Below are 15,973 nucleotides of genomic sequence, written 5' to 3' on the forward strand. Positions count from 1 at the left end.
GAAGGGCGGGCCGCCTACGACACCTCCTGCCGTTCCGCGCGGCTCGCCGGCACCGTCTTCTCCGTGGTCCGTCCCTTGCGGCGGGAGCGACGGGACCCGTTGCCGCGGTCGTACATCTCGATGGCCAGCGGCGACGCGGTGAACACCGAGGAGTACGTCCCGACCCCGACGCCGATCAGCAGCGCGAGCGCGAAGTCGGTCAGCGAGTCCTCGGCCAGCAGGGCCAGCGAGGCGAGGATGAGCACCGCGCCCATACCGGTGTTGACCGTGCGCGGCAGGGTCTGCAGGATCGCCAGGTTGGTGAGCCGGGCGAACGGCGTCTTGCGGTCCTTGCCGGCGAGCAGCTCCCGGACGCGGTCGAAGAGGACCACCGAGTCGTTGACCGAGTAGCCGATCACGGTCAGCAGCGCGGCCAGGAACACCCCGTCGATCGGCTTGCCCAGCCACGCGAAGACACCGACCAGGATGACCACGTCGTGGGCGAGCGCGCTCACCGCCGCCGTACCGAACAGCAGCCGGAAACGGACGGCGAGATACAGCAGCTGTGCGCCGAGGGCCAGGCCCAGGGCGATCAGGGCGTCCCGCCGCAGCTCCTCGCCGAGGCTGGGACCGATCAGCTCGTCGCGGACCTTCTCGGTCTCACCGCCCAGCCCGCCCACGGTCTCGGTGACCTTCTCCGCCTCGGCGTCGGTCAGCTCCTCGGTGCGTACCGACAGGTCGCCGTCGCCGGAGGACTGGACGACGGCGCGGGGGAAGCCCGCGTCGGCGAGGGCGTCCCGGGCCCGGTCGGCGTCGACCTGGGTGGCCGTGGAGTACTCGATCAGCCGTCCGCCGGTGAACTCGATGCCGAAGTCGAGCCCGCGGACCAGGATGCCGGAACCGGCCACCACCATGACCAGCGCGGAGGCGGCCAGCCAGCGGCGGGGCCGGCGCATCAGGAACGGGTCGCGGCGCAGCAGCGCGTCCCGGACCGGGCCGGTCGTCGAGATGCCGGTGATGTGGGGACGGCGGAAGACCGCCGGGCGGCTCGCGGCGAACTCGGCTAGCACCCGGGTGATCACCAGGGCGCTGACCATGGAGGCGAGGACACCGATGCCCAGGGTGACGCCGAAGCCCTTCACCGGGCCGGAGGCCAGGAAGAAGAGCAGGGCGGCGGCGATCAGCGTGGTGATGTTGGAGTCGGCGATCGCGCTGAAGGCGCTGCGGAAACCGGCGGTCAGCGAGGAGCGGGTGCTCGGGCGGGTCCGGGAGGCCTGTTCCTCGCGGGCGCGTTCGAAGACGAGGACGTTGGCGTCCACCGCCATGCCGATGGCCAGCACGAAGCCCGCCAGGCCGGGCAGGGTGAGGGTGGCGCCGACCGCGGCCAGCGCGGCGTAGGAGATCAGGCCGTAGCAGAGCAGGGCCACGGTCGCGAGGGCGCCCATCAGCCGGTAGACGACGATGATGAACAGCGCGGTGAGCGCGGTGCCGATGACGGCGGCCCAGGCACCGGCCGAGATGGCCTCGTCGCCCAGGGTCGCGCCGATGGTGCGCTGCTCGATGGTCTCGACCGGCACGGGCAGGGCGCCGCCCTTGACGAGCAGTGCCAGTTCGCGGGCCTCGGCGTCGTCGAAGGAGCCGGTGATCTGGGTGGAGCCGCCGGCGATGCCCGCCCCGCAGGCCACCGAGGGGTCGACCTGCGGCGAGGAGATGATCTTGTTGTCGAGCACGATGGCGACCCGGCGCTGCGGGTCGCCGGCCGGGTGACAGGCGGCCTCGCCGGTCACCTTCGCCCAGCGGTCGCCGCCCGCGTCCTTGAAGTCCACGGTGACGAGCCAGCCGGCGCCGCCCTGCTGGTCGAAGCGGGCGTCGGCGCCCTTGACGTCCTCACCGGTGAGCGAGGCGGCCTTCAGCCGCAGGGGCTGTCCGTCCTCGTCGGGCAGGACGCGCTCGCCTTCCGCACCGGACTCCGATCCGGGGTCCTTCTCGGTGCTCTCCGCCGCACCGAGCACCGAGTGGACGGTGAGCTGCGCGGTGCGGCCCAGCACGTCGGCGGCCTGCTTCGGGTCCTGGACGCCGGGCAGCTCGACGACGATCCGGTTGTCACCGGAGCGGACGATGGTCGGTTCCGCGACGCCGAGCGCGTCGATGCGGCCGCGCAGCACCTCCACGGTGCGGTCGGTGGCCTCGCGGTCGGCCTCGGTGGTCTCGGTGGACTTGGTCTCCAGCACGATCTGGGTGCCGCCGCGCAGGTCGAGCCCGAGGCGGACCGGCATGGTCAGGGCGATGGCCACGGCGCCGGCCATCACGAGGAGGGCGACGAGCGCCCGGCCCCTCAGGGAGTTGGGGCGGGAGCGGGGACGGGAACGTTTCAACACGGGCCTCCGGCAGGCATGCCACGGCAGCGGCCCAGCGCGGCCGCGGCGAGAGAAGGAATGGGATGTACGGGTGCCTCAGGTGCCGGAGGAGGCGGGAGGCGCCCGTCCGCGGTCGTGGCTCGTGCGGCCGGGGGAGACGGACACGGAGCCGGACGGCGCCGTGGTCCGCCGGTGAGCGGCGGGGGCGACGCCCGTCGGGCGCGTGGCCGTCGCGAGGCGGTCCGGGGGCGCCGTACGCTCCCCGAGGTGGTCGTGCCTGGCCCTGGCCTGGGTGGCACAGGAGGTGGCGCAGCCGTCGTCGGCGTGGAAACCGGTGTCCGGGTGGGGGACGGTCGTCGCCGCGGGGACCGTTCCCGGCAGGGCTAGGGGGTGTCGTTTGGATCCTGCCGGGGTCGCGGGGTCTGGCACGCACATCTGCCGCGTTGTCGTCGGTTGCCAGGGCTCCGCCCTGTCGCCCTTCTCCGCCTTGCAGCTGCACGCACCAGACCCCGCTCGGGTCGACTGCAAGGCACCGTTACTTGGAGCCGGCCTGATCCAAACGACACCCCCTAGGCCCGCACCGGCCAGTGGACCGGCCGGGACCAGGGTCAGCAGGACGGCCAGCAGCGCGGTGAGCGTCGCGGCGAGGCGGTGACCGGGGGCGGTGCGAGGTGTGGAGCGCATGCACCGTCCCTTTTCGTGTGGTCGGCGGGTGGGCGGTCGGCTGGGCGGGTCAGGGCTCGATGAGCCCGGCGCGGATGGCGTACCGGGTCAGTTCCAGGCGGTCGCGCAGGCCGAGCTTCTGGAGGAGGTTCGCCCGGTGCCGCTGGACGGTCTTGATGCTGATGAAGAGGATCTCCGCGATCTCCTTCGAGGAGTGGCCCTCGGCGACGAGCTTGAGGACCTCCTCCTCCCGGGGGGTGAGGATGTGGTCGGCGTTCTCCTCACCGTGCCGGACCCGGTCCAGGAAGTTGCGGATCAGGGCGGTCACCGCACCCGGGTACAGGAACGGCTCGTCCCGCATCGCGGCCCGGCAGGCGGCGACCAGATCGCGGTCGGCGACGGACTTCAGGACGTATCCGCATGCCCCCGACTTCAGCGCCTGGAACAGGTACTGCTCGTTGTCGTGCATCGTCAGCATCAGGATGCGCAGCCCCGGCTTCAGCGCGGCCAGCTCACGGGCGGCCTGCAGCCCGGTCAGGCGGGGCATCGCGATGTCCAGGACCGCGAGGTCCACGGCGTGCGCCCGCGCCATGTCGATGGCCTCCGCCCCGTCCCCGGCCTCGGCGACCACCTCCAGGTCCGGCTCCCGGTCGAGGATGAGCCGCACCCCGCGCCGCACCAGCGCGTGGTCGTCGGCCAGCAGGATGCGGATCCTCGACGGGTCGGACGAGGGCGCGGCGGAGGCGGCCGACGGGGCCGGCTCCGGCAGGGACGGGTCGGGCAGGGAGGGGTCGGACATGGTCAGGGCTGCTTCCTGGGGACGGGTGCGGTGAGCCGGATGCTGGTGCCGGCGCCGGTGGCCGAGGTGATGTCGAGGGTGGCGCCGATGAGCAGGGCCCGCTCCCGCATGCCGCGGATGCCGGCGCCCTCGCAGACCGCCTCGGCGGTGCCCCGGCCGTCGTCGGTGATGGTGAGGGCCACCGCGCCGTCGGCCCGGTCGAGGCTCACCTGGACGCGTTCGGCGTCCGCGTGGCGGGCCGCGTTGGTCAGGCTCTCCTGCGCCACGCGGTAGAGGACCAGCTCGGTCTCCTGGTCCAGGGCGGGCAGGTCGGCGTCGAAACGGCGCACGACCCGCAGCCCGGTGTGGGTGGCGAAGTCGTGCGTGAGCGAGGACAGCGCGCTGATCAGCCCGAGGTCGTCCAGGACGCCGGGCCGCAGGCGGCGCACCAGCCGGCGTACCTCGTCCAGGCTCTCCCGGGTGATCTCCTGCGCCTGCTGCAACTCCTCGCGCAACGGCTGGTCGGCGTCGTCCGCGGCGCGGCCGAGCACGAGCAGGATCGCGGTCATGCTCTGCCCGACCTCGTCGTGCAGCTCCTGCGCGATACGGCGGCGCTCCGCCTCCTGGGCGAGCAGCACCCGGGCGCTGCTCGTGGCCCGCTCGTGCTCCAGCCGGTCGAGCATCGCGTTGAAGGTGCGGATCAGCTCGGGCACGTCGCCGCCGCCGGCCACCGGCAGCCGCTGGCCGGGACGGAGCAGGTCGACGGTGGTCATCAGCTTCGTGAGCCGGTCCAGGGGCGCCAGACCCCAGCGCAGCAGGGCGCCGTTGGCCACCAGCATGACGGCCATGCCGCCCACCAGGACGACCGCCTCGGTCAGCAGCACCGGCACGGAGACGGTCACGGGCGCCCACAGCAGCAGTGCCGTGGCGAAGCCCAGCACCACCGAGTTGAGCCCGAAGATCCGCCAGAACAGGGACACCGGGGGGTACGCCTCCTTCTGCGACGCGTCGACTGGTACGCCTCCACTGTCGGTCATCGCGCACCCTCGGTGGGAGCCGCGGTCCAGGGACCCGTCCGGCGAAGCGGACCCTGGTCGCGACCGAGCAAGCGACCAGCGTCCCCCGCCGGGCGCCGCCGGGTCGATGGGGTCCGGCCCCCATTTCCGGGCCGTGGCACACCCATACGGGGGTCTCGGCACGTCGCCGAGTGGATCCCGCGGCCCCCGGCAAATGGGGTCTGCGCCCGATGGGTTTCCCCGGGCGCCGGGGCCATGGTTGAGGCTGACCGGGTCCGATCGGCCCGGCGCTCGCCGTACCCGCAGAACCTCCGGGAAGTACCCGCAGAACCTTGCGAGAAAAGGACGCACCGTGTCGCTCGACGCCTCCCGCATCGAACCCCGCCCCGAGCGGCTGACCGCTCACGAGGCACGCCAGCGCCTCGAGCACGCCCGCAGCACCCGCATGACCCAGCTCCAGGCCCTCAAGGAGAGCGGCCAGGCGGACGACCAGCTGATGTCCGCGCAGCAGGACGCCATCGCGCGGGTGCTCAAGGAGATCGACGAGGCCTTCGCCCGTATCGACGCCGGCACGTACGGCGCCTGCCTGGGCTGCGGCAAGCCGGTGCCGGGGGAGCGGCTGGAGATCCTCCCCTACACGCGGTACTGCGTGGCCTGCCAGCGCCGCGCCGCCTCCTGACCGTCGTCCGTCCAGTCTTCGTCTCCCGCCCTGCCCAAGGGGTGAAGTGGTGAACAAGCAGATCATCGGCGACCGCGACACGTGCCTGTCGCCCGCGGACCTCGCCGCGCTCGAGGAGAGCCTCCACGAGCAGCGCGGGTTCCGCGAGGAACAGCTGCGGCAGATCGCGGCCGCCCCGCCCCGCGCCGGCGAGCCGAGCCGGCCGAGCGCCGGGCAGACCGAGGTCCGGGTCAAGCTCGCGGCCTCCGCCCGCATGGTGCTCGCCGACGTCGAGGCGGCCCTCGCCCGCATGGCGGAGGGCCGCTACGGCCACTGCCATCTGTGCCGGCGTCCCGTCGACCGCGAGCGCCTGATGATCGTGCCGCAGGCCCGCTACTGCGCTCGCTGCCAGCAGGTGCGGGAGGCGGGACGATGACCGTGGTCCGGCGGTCCCGTACCGCCCGCGCCCCGCACCGGCCCTGGCCGATGTGCCGGCACTGCACCGGCGTCGCCCTCGACATGGGCAGCGCCCGTACCCGCGCCTGGGTCGCCGGGCGGGGCATGATCCTCGACGTGCCGACCGTGACCTTCCCGGGCGTCGGCGCGGTCTATCCCATCCAGCGCGGCTCCATCCTCGACACCCCGGGCACCGCCCGGATGCTCGACCGGCTGCTGGGCCACCGGCTGCCCCGCTTCACCCGTCCCCTGGTGGTGGTCACCGCCCCGGTGCTGGACGGGTACGCCTACCGCAACGAGGCCCGTACGGCCGTGGAGGTGCTGCGCCCGCGCAGCGTGCTGACCGTGCCCAGTGCGCGGGCCGTGGCCCTCGCGGCGGGCGCGGACCTGTCGCGGCCGCTGCTCGTGATCGACATCGGGGCGCACCTCACCGAGGTGGTGCTCCTGGTGGACGGCGCCGTCTTCGACGCGCGCCGCACCGCCCTGGGCACGGGCGACCTCGGCGAGTCCACGCCGGCCGCGCGGATCGGGGAGGCGGTGGCCGACATGACGACCTCGATGCTGCGCCAGGACCGTACGTCCCTCACCGTCGACGCCCTGGGCAGGGGACCGCTGCTGGCCGGCGGGGGCGCGCTGCGCCCCGAGATCACCTGCGACCTCACCCGCAGGCTGCACGTCCCCCTGCGCGCCGTACCGGCCCCGCACACGGCCGCCGTGCGCGGTGCCGCCAAGCTGCTGGGGGCGGCGCACTCCCACCCGTCCACCGCGGGCACGGACCCACCGGACGAACACCCGCACTGACCTGCCCGGCGGGCGGGACCGACGCGGGGCGTTCCGCGGGCCGGTGCGGCGGCCGGGCGCCCAGCCACCGCCGCCGTGTCGCGGAGGCGCCCACCGGGCCCGGTCACTCGCCGTCCGATCCACGACCGCGTCCCCCACAGCGCCCGCGCGGGCGCCGGCCACACTCCCGGGGCCGGCGCCCGCCGGGTCGGCCATCGGTCGGCTCGGTCGGCCGACGCACACACATCGACGACCCGGCCCCCACACCCGCCGTCGACACGCACCCGCACCGACAGCCCGATCCGGCTGCCCCGAGCCCGGAAGGAGGCACCACCGTGGCCGGTGAGACACCCCGCGCCCAGCCACCGCCCGATCCCGACCCCGCCCCCGGCGGGGACCCGCACCTTCTCCTGTGGCGGTGGCGCCGCAACCCCCTCCGGCGCCGTACCGACCGCATGCAGGCGTGGATCGGCCTCGGGCTGGTGCTCGCCGTGCTGCTCGCGGCGCCGGGCGCGATGTACGCGGCCGGTGACACCGCCTACCGTCACTACCGGAGCACCGCCGAGCACGAGGCCCGGACCCGGGACCACCGTCCCGCGGTCCTGGTCCACGACGCCCCGCGCCACCCGGAGCCCGGGTCGGACGAGGCCAAGGAGACCCGGTACCCGGTCAAGGTCAGGTACACCGGGCCCGACGGGACGCCCAGGACCGGGAAGACGGACGTCGAGCCGGGACTGCCCGCGGACAGCACCGTCCTGGTCTGGGTAGACGCGGCCGGAAAGCTCACCGAGCCGCCGCTCACCACCGGCCAGATCCGCAGCCGCACGATGGGCTGGGCCATCCTCGCCTTCCTGGGCGTCGTGATCACCGGCCTCGCGGTCCACGGCGTCACCGGCCTGGTGCTGCACCGCCGCAATCTCGTCGAGTGGGACACCGCCTGGGCCGAAACCGCCCCACGCTGGAGCCGCGCCCCCTGACGCGACGCCGAACCCGCCCCCTCCCACGACCGCCCCGTGTCGAGCAGGCCATGGGCCGGACCGGCCGACCCCTGGCCCGCTCGTTTCGGCCCGTCAACGAGGGGTCCGTCTGTGGCTGAGCCGGCGCGGCTCGCCTGTCGCGGTGGGGGGGGCTGTCATCGTGTCGCACGCGCGTCACGGTGGTTTGGACCGCCCCGTGTCGAGCAGGCCATGGGCCGGACCGGCCGACCCCTGGCCCGCCCGTTTCGGCCCGTCAACGAGGGGTCCGTCTGTGGCTGAGCCGGCGCGGCTCGCCTGTCGCGGTGGGGGGGCTGTCATCGTGTCGCACGCGCGTCACGGTGGTTTGGACCGCCCCGCGTCCAGCAGGCCATGGGCCGGACCGGCCGACCCCTGGCCCGCCCGCTTCGGCCCGTCACGATGGGGCCGTCTGCCGTCGAGGCGGCGTGGCTCGCCCTCTCGGTGGGGCAAGCCATCGCGTGTCCCCCCCCGCTCGTCACAAGCAGGCGGGCGCAAGCCGAGTCCGCCCGCTCTTTTCGTCTCGACGGCCCGGTCTGTCGCCGAGCCAGCTGCCACCGCCCCGTGGAGCAGGCCGTCCCCCGCCCCCCGCCCGTCACGAGGGAGTGGACCGCCCCCGAGCCCGCCCCGCCCGTCGCCCCAGGCGTCAGGCCGTCGCCGCCCCCGTGGCCGGCGGGGTCAGGTGCCGGGCCAGCCATGTCGGTACCCCGCCCAGCAGCCGGAACAGGCGTCGCGCCTCCTCTCGGAGCCGGGACGCCTCCGGTTCGGACTCCGCGTCGGCGAGTGACACCAGTGCCGGTGCCGTACCGACGAGGTAGCCCAGTTCCTCGCGGATCCGCAGCGACTCGGCGAAGCCGTGCCGGGCCTCGGCCAACTCGCCTTCCCGCAGGGCGAGTCCGGCCAGGTGCCGCCAGGTGAAGGACTGCAGGAGCGGGTCGGTGTGCGCGGTCGCGCCGGCGTGGGCCCGCCGGTAGGCCGCGCGGGCGGCCTGCGGTGACCGGGTCAGGTTCTCCGCGAGCAGTCCACGCCGGAAGTCCAGCAGCGCCCGCCCCGCCGCCCCCGGAGGGATGAGCGCCGCCGCCCGGCCCAGCGCGGCCCGCGCCTCGTCGGAGCGGTCGCGCACCCCGTGCACGGTCGCGGCGTACGCGAGCTGACCGCGTTCGCAGGCGGCGGCACCGCGTTCGTCGTCGCTGTGGGCCAGCGCCTCGGCGGCGCGCAGCGCGTCCTCGGCGTCCGCCCAGCCCTGCTCGGTGTACAGACACCGCTCCACCAGCAGCGCCGTCCGCTGCAGCGCGGTCGCCGCGGTCACCGGCTCCAGCAGCGCCGCCGCGTCGGCCCAGCAGGCGCGCGAACGCAACCGCCACACGGCCGTCTGGAGCGGATCGTCACCTTCGGTCGTTCCCCAACCAGAACCAGCCATGGCGGAATGCGCCACGTCGCCCTCCCCTTAGCACGCCATCGAGCTCTCGAGTGGTGGCGGCATCTCAGCACGGATACGGCGGCCCGGCCAAGGGGGTGGGTGAAAGATTTCACAAAGTCGTGGGACTTCCCGGCGCCGAGGTTTGGCGCCGGGAAGGGGCCGCGTGCGGCTCGCGCCTCAGCTCATGCGCAGGGCCAGGAAGAAATCCAGCTTGTCCTCGAGGCGCGACAGGTCACGCCCCGTCAACTGCTCGATCCGGCCGACGCGGTAGCGCAACGTGTTGACGTGCAGGTGGAGCCGGGTGGCGCAGCGCGTCCAGGAGCCGTCGCTGTCGAGGAAGGCCTCCAGCGTCGGGATCAGCTCGGCGCGGTGGCGGCGGTCGTAGTCCCGCAGCGGGTCCAGCAGCCGGGCGGTGAAGGCCCGGCGGACGTCGTCGGGGACGAAGGGCAGGAGCAGGACGTGCGACGCCAGCTCCTGGTGGCCGGCCGCGCAGACCCGGCCGGGGCGCGCCGCGGCGACGCGGCGTGCGTGCCGGGCCTCCTCCAGCGCGCCGCGCAGCCCCTCCGCCGAGTGCACGGCCGCGCTGACCCCGAGGGTGACCCGCCCGTCGCCGTCCAGCCCCGCCGACAGCGGTTCCCGCACGGACTCCAGCAGCGCGTCCGCGAGGATGCCGGTCTCCGAGCCGTCGTGCTCCGTGGAGACTGCCGGCAGCGGCACCAGGGCGACGGCCTCGCCGCCGGTGTGCGCCACCGCGATGCGGTCGGAGTGCTCGGGGCCGGTGGCGAGCGGGTCGACGAGGATCTCCTCCAGCAGCGTCTGGGCGACCGCCCCGGTCTCCGCGTCCTCCTCCTCCCACTCGACGCGGGCTACGACCACCTGCCAGTGCGGGGCCGCGCCCAGGCCCGGCAGCAGCACCGGCGCCGCCACCCGGAGGCGGGCCGCGATCTCGGCCGGCGCCGCGCCCGTCTGCACCAGTTCCAGCACCTCCTGCGCGAGCCGCCGCCGCACCGTGCGCGCCGCGTCCCGCCGGTCCCGCTCGACGGCGATCAGCTGGGTGACGCCGTACAGCAGGTCGAGCCGTTCCTCGGCCCAGTCCCCGGCGTCCGCCTCCACCACCAGCAGCCAGTCGGAGAGCACCGTCTCGCGCACGTCCCGTCCGGGCACGGCCGCCTGCGGCGCGCGCCCCGCGGCGGCCGTCGCCGGGGGGTGCCCCGAGCCGCGCACCGGGAAGAGGCTGTACGTCGTCCCGCCCAGCGGCACCCGGTGCGGCGCGCGCCGGCCCGCGCGGCTGGCGGCGAGGTGCTCCGCCGCCAGCTTCGCGCACACCTCGGCGGGCAGGGCGGGGCCCGCGTCCTTCGGTCCGGCGACCGGCCGCCCGGTCGGCGACAGCACCCAGGCACGCAGGTCCAGGTCGGAGCCGAGCAGGTCCAGGACCACGTCCGGGCCGCCGCCCGCCGGACCCGAGGTCATCATCCGGCGGTGCCGGTCCACCACGGCCGCCAGATCCCCGGCCCGCTCGCCCGAGACCTGCCGGACGACGTGCTCGGTGATGGTCGCGAAGGCCACCGACTCGTTCACCGCGAACAGCGGCAGCCGGTGCCGCGCACACGCCACCACCAGGTCCTCGGGCACGCTCCCCAGCTCCGCCTCACCGGCGGCGAGCGCGGCCACACCGGCCTGCACCAGGATGCGCACGAAAGGCTCGGAGTCGTCGGCGTCCCGGCGCCAGGCCAAACCGGACAGGACCAGCTCGCCGCCCGACAGGTAACGGCTGGGATCCCGCAGGTCGGTGGTCATCACGCCCCGCACGGAGCGGTCCAGCTCGCCCTCGCCGCCGAGCAGCTTGAGGCCCAGCGCGTCGGTGTCCAGCAGTGCGCGCAGCCGCATTCTCGTCGCCGCCGTTCTTTGTCTCGAAGTGTTCCAGGTCACGCGGCTGTGTCGCCCGTTTCCGGAGGAAAGCGAGGAGGTTACCGAGAGCCTCCGTTCATACGAATCTACAAGATGACCTCCCTGGCCAGCCAATTCCTTCAGTGTTTCTGCGACTGACCCTGGTGGAGCAGCGGGCGGTGTACTGGGCCCACTCCGCGTGAACAGCACATGAACGAGCCGGGCCCGCCGCACAGGGATTGGCTTGATCCGTACGACCCGCCAGACGACGATGAAGAGAGCCGGTCATGGACTTCCTTCGCCCCGCCAGTTGGGAGGAGGCGCTCGCCGCGAAGGCCGAGCACCCCACCGCTGTGCCGATCGCGGGTGGCACGGACGTGATGGTGGAGATCGTCGCCGACCTTCCCACGACCCTCGACACGCCGACGATCCCGGTCGACGTGCTCGAACTCGCCGACGACCACGCGCCGTACGGGCTGCGCGGCGTCGGCGAGGCCCCCACCCTGTCGTCCACCCCGGCGGTCCTCGCGGCCGTCCGGGACGCGACCGGGCTGGCGCTCGACCGCACGCCGGTACGGCCGGAACACCTCACCGGTACGGCGTGAAGAGACCTCCGGGCGGCGCACGGAACGTCACACACTCCGCGCCGCCCGGAGCACAACCCGGGTCCGCACCGCTCGCGGGCCCAGCAGCACCACACCATGCGTTCGTCTCGGGCCGTCCCCCGGGTCGTGCACATCCCAAATCCCGCGGCCGCCCCAGCGGTTCGCGCGGGTGCCCCTATGAACCTTGGGAGACGGCCCCATGACCCAGCAGTCCGTGGAGCCCAAGACCACCGCCGAGGACGCGGGCGCGGGTTCCCGCGTCCCCTCCGGCCGGTCTTGGCTCGACCGGTACTTCCACATAACCCACCGGGGATCGACGGTCGCGCGTGAGGTGCGCGGCGGAATCACCACCTTCATGGCGATGGCGTACATCGTCCTGCTCAACCCCATCCTGCTCGGCGGCGAGGACGTCGCGGGCAACACCCTCAGCCAGAAGGCCGTGATCACCGCGACGGCGCTCGCCGCGGCGGTCACCACGCTCCTCATGGGCTTCATCGGCAAGGTGCCGCTCGCCCTGGCCGCCGGACTCTCGGTGTCCGGCGTGCTCGCCGGCCAGGTCGTCCCCCAGATGACCTGGGGGCAGGCCATGGCCATGTGCGTGATGTACGGCGTGGTCATCATGCTGCTCGTGGTCACCGGGCTGCGCGAGATGATCATGAACGCGATCCCGCTGGCGCTCAAGCACGGCATCACCATGGGCATCGGCCTGTTCATCGCCATCATCGGCTTCGTGAAGGGCGGCTTCGTCCACGCCGGCAAGGCGACCCCGCTCCAGCTCGGCCCCGTCGGCGAACTCGCGGGCTGGCCCGTGCTGCTCTTCGCGGGCACCCTGCTCCTGATCTTCATGCTCCAGGCGCGCAACACCCCCGGCGCCATCCTGATCGGCATCGTCACCGGCACGATCGTGGCGGCCCTGCTGAACGCCGTCGGGGTGATCGACCCGAAGCAGTGGGCCAACGGTGCGCCCGAGCTGCACGGCAGCGCGGTCTCCATGCCGGACTTCTCGCTCTTCGGCGAAGTGGAGTTCAGCGGCTGGGGCGACGTCGGCGCCATGACGGTCGGCATGATCGTCTTCACGCTGGTGCTGGCCGGGTTCTTCGACGCGATGGCCACCATCATCGGCGTCGGCACCGAGGCCAAGCTCGCCGACGAGAAGGGCCGCATGCCGGGCCTGTCCAAGGCGCTGTTCATCGACGGCGCCGGCGGTGCCATCGGCGGTGTCGCGGGCGGCTCCGGCCAGACCGTCTTCGTGGAGTCCGCGACCGGCGTCGGCGAGGGTGCCCGCACCGGGCTCGCCTCGGTCGTCACCGGCCTGTTCTTCGCGGCCTGCCTCTTCTTCACGCCGATCACCGCGATCGTGCCGCAGGAGGTCGCCTCGGCGGCGCTGGTCGTCATCGGCGCGATGATGATGATGAACGCGCGGCACGTGGACTGGGCCGACCGGGCCACCGCGATCCCGGTCTTCCTGACCGTCGTCCTGATGCCGTTCACGTACACCATCACGACCGGTGTCGCCGCCGGTGTCATCTCCTACGTCGCCATCAAGGTCGCCCAGGGCAAGGCGCGGGAGATCGGCGCGTTCATGTGGGGCCTGACGGTGATCTTCATCGTCTACTTCGCACTCAACCCGATCGAGAGCTGGATGGGGGTGCACTAGCCGCCTCGGCGGGAACCCTCCCACCACCGCCGTACGAGCAGTACGAGGAGACCGACGGATGCTGGACATCGCCGAAGAGCTGAACCGGTGGGTCGAGCAGGGACGCGACTTCGCCGTGGCCACCGTGGTGGCCGCCGACGGCAGCGCCCCGCGCCTGCCCGGCGCCGCCCTCGCGGTGGACGCCGACGGCACGGCGGTCGGCTCGGTCTCCGGCGGCTGCGTGGAGGGGGTCGTGTACGAGCTGTGCCGGCACTCCCTCCAGGACGGCCGGACCGTGCTCGAGCGTTTCGGATACAGCGACGAGGACGCCTTCGCCGTGGGCCTGACCTGCGGTGGCGCCGTCGACATCCTGGTCGTGCCGGTGCGGGCGGACGATCCCGCCCGGTCGGTGCTCGCGACCGCGCTGTCCGCCGCCGCCCGGGGAGAGGCGGCGGCGGTGGCGCGGATCGTGAGCGGACCGGCGGAGCTGACGGGCCGCGCGCTCGTCGTCCGCCCGGACGGCTCCCACGAGGGCGGTTTCGGCGCCCATCCGGAGCTGGACCGCACGGTGGCCGCCGAGGCGGGCGCCTTCCTGGAGGCCGGCCGCACCGGCACGCTGGAGATCGGTGAGCGGGGCTCGCGCTGCGGGGCGCCGCTCACCGTGCTGGTCGAGTCCTCGGTACCCGCTCCCCGCATGATCGTCTTCGGCGCGATCGACTTCGCCTCGGCCCTGGTGCGGGCCGGCAAGTTCCTCGGCCACCACGTCACCGTGTGCGACGCCCGCCCCGTCTTCGCGACGCGGGCCCGCTTCCCGGACGCGGACGAGATCGTCGCCGAGTGGCCGCACGAGTACCTGGCGCGCACCCCCGTGGACGCCCGTACGGTGCTGTGCGTCCTGACCCACGACGCCAAGTTCGACGTACCGCTGCTGAAGCTGGCGCTGCGGCTGCCGGTGGCGTACGTCGGCGCGATGGGCTCCCGGCGCACCCACCTCGACCGGGAGGCACGCCTGCGGGAGGTCGGCGTGAGCGACCTGGAGCTGGCCCGCCTCAGGTCCCCGATCGGCCTCGACCTCGGCGCCCGCACCCCGGAGGAGACGGCCCTGTCCATCGCCGCCGAGATCGTCGCGGCCCGCCGCGGCGGCACGGGCGCCTCACTGACCGGCGCCCACACCCCCATCCACCACGACGGTCCGGCGTCCCCGGCGGGCCGGATCGGCTCGGTGGCCTGAGCCGGCCCGTCAGTCCCGCACCGGCCCCTTCCTGGCGAGGGACACGTCCGCGACCACCGGCCGGTGGTCCGAGGCCACCGCTTCCTCCGGCACGGCGGCGCCCCGTACCCGCACGCCTTCGCCCACCGCCACGTAGTCGATCCGCTTCACGGGAGCCGCGGCCGGATACGTGCCGCCGGTCCCGGCCCCGGCGTCGTCCAGCTCCCGCCACAGCGGCCGGAGTTCCGGCGCCGACGGCTCGGCGTTGAAGTCGCCGAGCAGCACCTGCCGGGCACCTGGCAGCTCCGCCCGCTCCCGCGCCATGATCCGCCGCGTGTCGGCGACCTGAGCGGCCCGCACCGCCGGGTCGGCCCGGTAGTCGAGGTGCGTCACGAACACCTGCACCGATACCCCGCGCACCTTTAGGGTGACCTCCCCGAAGCCGGGCGCCGGGGACGGCACCGGGTTCTCGTCCTGCGTGGACAGGCGCGTGATCTCGTGGTTCTCCGCGGAGCGGACCGGGAAGCGGGACAGCACCGCCACGCCGTACTCGCGCCGCGGGCCGCCCGTCTCCACCGGGTCGAGGCTGTAGATCGGCGCGAACGACACCCGCATGCCGAGCCGCCGGGCGAGCTCCTCGGCGACGTCGAGGTCCTGACTGCGCCCGCCCCAGTGCACGTCGACCTCCTGGAGGCCGATCACGTCCGCGTCGAGGGCGCGCAGCGCGGCGGCCTGACGGTCGAGGTCGAAGACGCCGTCCGCGCCCGTTCCGGCGTGGATGTTGTACGTGACGATGCGCAGCGGCACGGCGTGCCCCTGCCCGGCCGAGGCGGGCGGCGCCGCCACCACCAGGCTCAACAGGGCACCGGAGAGAGACAGTTGGACGTATGTGCGCGCTCTGAGAGACATGCCGGCACGGTACGCGGGAAACGGCCGTCGCGGGGCGTACGCCGCCGGCCCGACCGCGTCCCGTCCCCCGTGCGCCATCAGTGGTTCACGGGTGCCGCAGCAGCCGGTTCACCGTGCGGCCGAAGACGTACCGTCCCGCGCGGCCCAGGACGCCGTCGAAGGCGGACGGAAGGAGACGGACCGTCAGCTCCTCGCGCCACACCACCCGGCTGCGGCCGCCGGGCCCCGGCCGCACCTCGATCTCCGCCCAGCCGCCGACCAGCCGGCCGCGCTTGTCCAGCCGGCACCGGCCCGGGGAGTCGTCCTCCGGCGGCTCCCAGACGGTCACCTCCATCCGGTCGTCGAAGGCGAGCGGGCCGACGCCGGTGCGGGCCACGATCACCGTGCCCGTTCGGGTGGGGCCGGGCGTGGCGACGGTGACGCGGGTCAGCGGCACGGAGTCGCCGTGCCGCCGCCACGCGGTGAGTCTGTGCCAGGCCTCGTCCAGGGGGAGCGGGGCGGTGCGTTCGATCGAGAAGATGACCACGCGACGATCGTAAGGACCGCGACCGGCGAACCGGGCCGTGTCCGGCGTGCCCTAGGTGTGTTGACCGGACAGGTTGGTGACACGGCTGGCTGGTGTCTGGC

13 protein-coding genes and 1 pseudogene are annotated in these 15,973 nt (G+C 74.0%); 7 read left to right on the forward strand and 7 right to left on the reverse strand.

Features of this window, described 5'->3' with window-relative positions; translation table 11 throughout:
- Nucleotides 1-14 precede the first annotated feature (14 nt).
- From secD to AMK11_RS34100, 3 genes are all read right to left on the reverse strand, one after another.
- Nucleotides 15-2,354, reverse strand: a complete 2,340-nt coding sequence (gene secD, locus AMK11_RS34090; protein ID WP_073731995.1) for a protein translocase subunit SecD — start codon at nucleotides 2,352-2,354, stop codon at nucleotides 15-17.
- Between the two features lie 715 nt (nucleotides 2,355-3,069).
- Nucleotides 3,070-3,798 carry a response regulator gene (locus AMK11_RS34095; protein ID WP_079187865.1) on the reverse strand — a complete coding sequence of 243 codons (729 nt, stop codon included), beginning with the start codon at nucleotides 3,796-3,798 and terminating at the stop codon, nucleotides 3,070-3,072.
- A gap of 2 nt (nucleotides 3,799-3,800) precedes the next feature.
- Nucleotides 3,801-4,757 (reverse strand): HAMP domain-containing sensor histidine kinase, encoded by a 957-nt coding sequence (locus AMK11_RS34100; protein ID WP_073731996.1) that lies wholly within the window; start codon nucleotides 4,755-4,757, stop codon nucleotides 3,801-3,803.
- Between the two features lie 388 nt (nucleotides 4,758-5,145).
- Here AMK11_RS34100 and AMK11_RS34105 point away from each other — a divergent pair, with 388 nt between their 5' ends.
- From AMK11_RS34105 to AMK11_RS34120, 4 genes are all read left to right on the forward strand, one after another.
- A complete protein-coding gene (locus AMK11_RS34105) occupies nucleotides 5,146-5,472 on the forward strand; it encodes a TraR/DksA family transcriptional regulator (RefSeq protein ID WP_073731997.1) in 327 nt (108 codons plus the stop codon).
- Between the two features lie 46 nt (nucleotides 5,473-5,518).
- Nucleotides 5,519-5,887, forward strand: a complete 369-nt coding sequence (locus AMK11_RS34110) for a TraR/DksA family transcriptional regulator (protein WP_073731998.1) — start codon at nucleotides 5,519-5,521, stop codon at nucleotides 5,885-5,887.
- Entirely contained in the window at nucleotides 5,884-6,708 is an 825-nt protein-coding gene (locus tag AMK11_RS34115) for a rod shape-determining protein (protein WP_073731999.1), read from the forward strand. The genes AMK11_RS34110 and AMK11_RS34115 overlap by 4 nt, the downstream gene beginning before the upstream one ends.
- Before the next feature lie 314 nt (nucleotides 6,709-7,022).
- Nucleotides 7,023-7,664: an Rv1733c family protein gene (locus AMK11_RS34120; RefSeq protein ID WP_073732000.1), complete on the forward strand. Its 642-nt coding sequence runs from the start codon at nucleotides 7,023-7,025 to the stop codon at nucleotides 7,662-7,664.
- Nucleotides 7,665-8,325: 661 nt separating this feature from the next.
- Here AMK11_RS34120 and AMK11_RS34125 read toward each other — a convergent pair.
- Nucleotides 8,326-9,114, reverse strand: a complete 789-nt coding sequence (locus tag AMK11_RS34125; protein ID WP_073732001.1) for a hypothetical protein — start codon at nucleotides 9,112-9,114, stop codon at nucleotides 8,326-8,328.
- 162 nt (nucleotides 9,115-9,276) lie between these two features.
- Entirely contained in the window at nucleotides 9,277-10,986 is a 1,710-nt protein-coding gene (locus tag AMK11_RS34130) for a PucR family transcriptional regulator (RefSeq protein WP_073732002.1), read from the reverse strand.
- A 401-nt stretch (nucleotides 10,987-11,387) separates the two neighbouring features.
- Between AMK11_RS34130 and AMK11_RS37185 the strand changes: the two are divergent.
- The 3 genes and pseudogenes from AMK11_RS37185 to AMK11_RS34155 all read left to right on the forward strand — a co-directional run.
- Nucleotides 11,388-11,591, forward strand: a pseudogene (locus AMK11_RS37185) (hypothetical protein); the annotation flags it as partial.
- A 199-nt stretch (nucleotides 11,592-11,790) separates the two neighbouring features.
- A complete protein-coding gene (locus AMK11_RS34150; RefSeq protein ID WP_073732003.1) occupies nucleotides 11,791-13,248 on the forward strand; it encodes an NCS2 family permease in 1,458 nt (485 codons plus the stop codon).
- A gap of 58 nt (nucleotides 13,249-13,306) precedes the next feature.
- Nucleotides 13,307-14,458, forward strand: coding sequence for an XdhC family protein (locus tag AMK11_RS34155; protein WP_073732004.1), 1,152 nt, complete (start codon nucleotides 13,307-13,309; stop codon nucleotides 14,456-14,458).
- 9 nt (nucleotides 14,459-14,467) lie between these two features.
- Here AMK11_RS34155 and AMK11_RS34160 read toward each other — a convergent pair whose 3' ends face one another.
- Entirely contained in the window at nucleotides 14,468-15,346 is an 879-nt protein-coding gene (locus AMK11_RS34160; RefSeq protein ID WP_198941525.1) for an endonuclease/exonuclease/phosphatase family protein, read from the reverse strand.
- A gap of 85 nt (nucleotides 15,347-15,431) precedes the next feature.
- Nucleotides 15,432-15,872 (reverse strand): SRPBCC family protein, encoded by a 441-nt coding sequence (locus AMK11_RS34165; RefSeq protein WP_073732006.1) that lies wholly within the window; start codon nucleotides 15,870-15,872, stop codon nucleotides 15,432-15,434.
- Nucleotides 15,873-15,973 lie beyond the last annotated feature (101 nt).

It is taken from the genome of Streptomyces sp. CB02414 (genome assembly GCF_001905385.1).
Lineage (GTDB): Bacteria > Actinomycetota > Actinomycetes > Streptomycetales > Streptomycetaceae > Streptomyces.

Excerpts from the sequence above, each read along its gene's own strand:
- AMK11_RS34130 (WP_073732002.1), bottom strand. The coding sequence starts at position 10,986 with ATGCGGCTGCGCGCACTGCTGGACACCGACGCGCTGGGCCTCAAGCTG.
- AMK11_RS34160 (WP_198941525.1), bottom strand. The coding sequence starts at position 15,346 with ATGTCTCTCAGAGCGCGCACATACGTCCAACTGTCTCTCTCCGGTGCC.
- AMK11_RS34155 (WP_073732004.1), top strand. The coding sequence starts at position 13,307 with ATGCTGGACATCGCCGAAGAGCTGAACCGGTGGGTCGAGCAGGGACGC.
- AMK11_RS34150 (WP_073732003.1), top strand. The coding sequence starts at position 11,791 with ATGACCCAGCAGTCCGTGGAGCCCAAGACCACCGCCGAGGACGCGGGC.
- AMK11_RS34095 (WP_079187865.1), bottom strand. The coding sequence starts at position 3,798 with ATGTCCGACCCCTCCCTGCCCGACCCGTCCCTGCCGGAGCCGGCCCCG.
- AMK11_RS34115 (WP_073731999.1), top strand. The coding sequence starts at position 5,884 with ATGACCGTGGTCCGGCGGTCCCGTACCGCCCGCGCCCCGCACCGGCCC.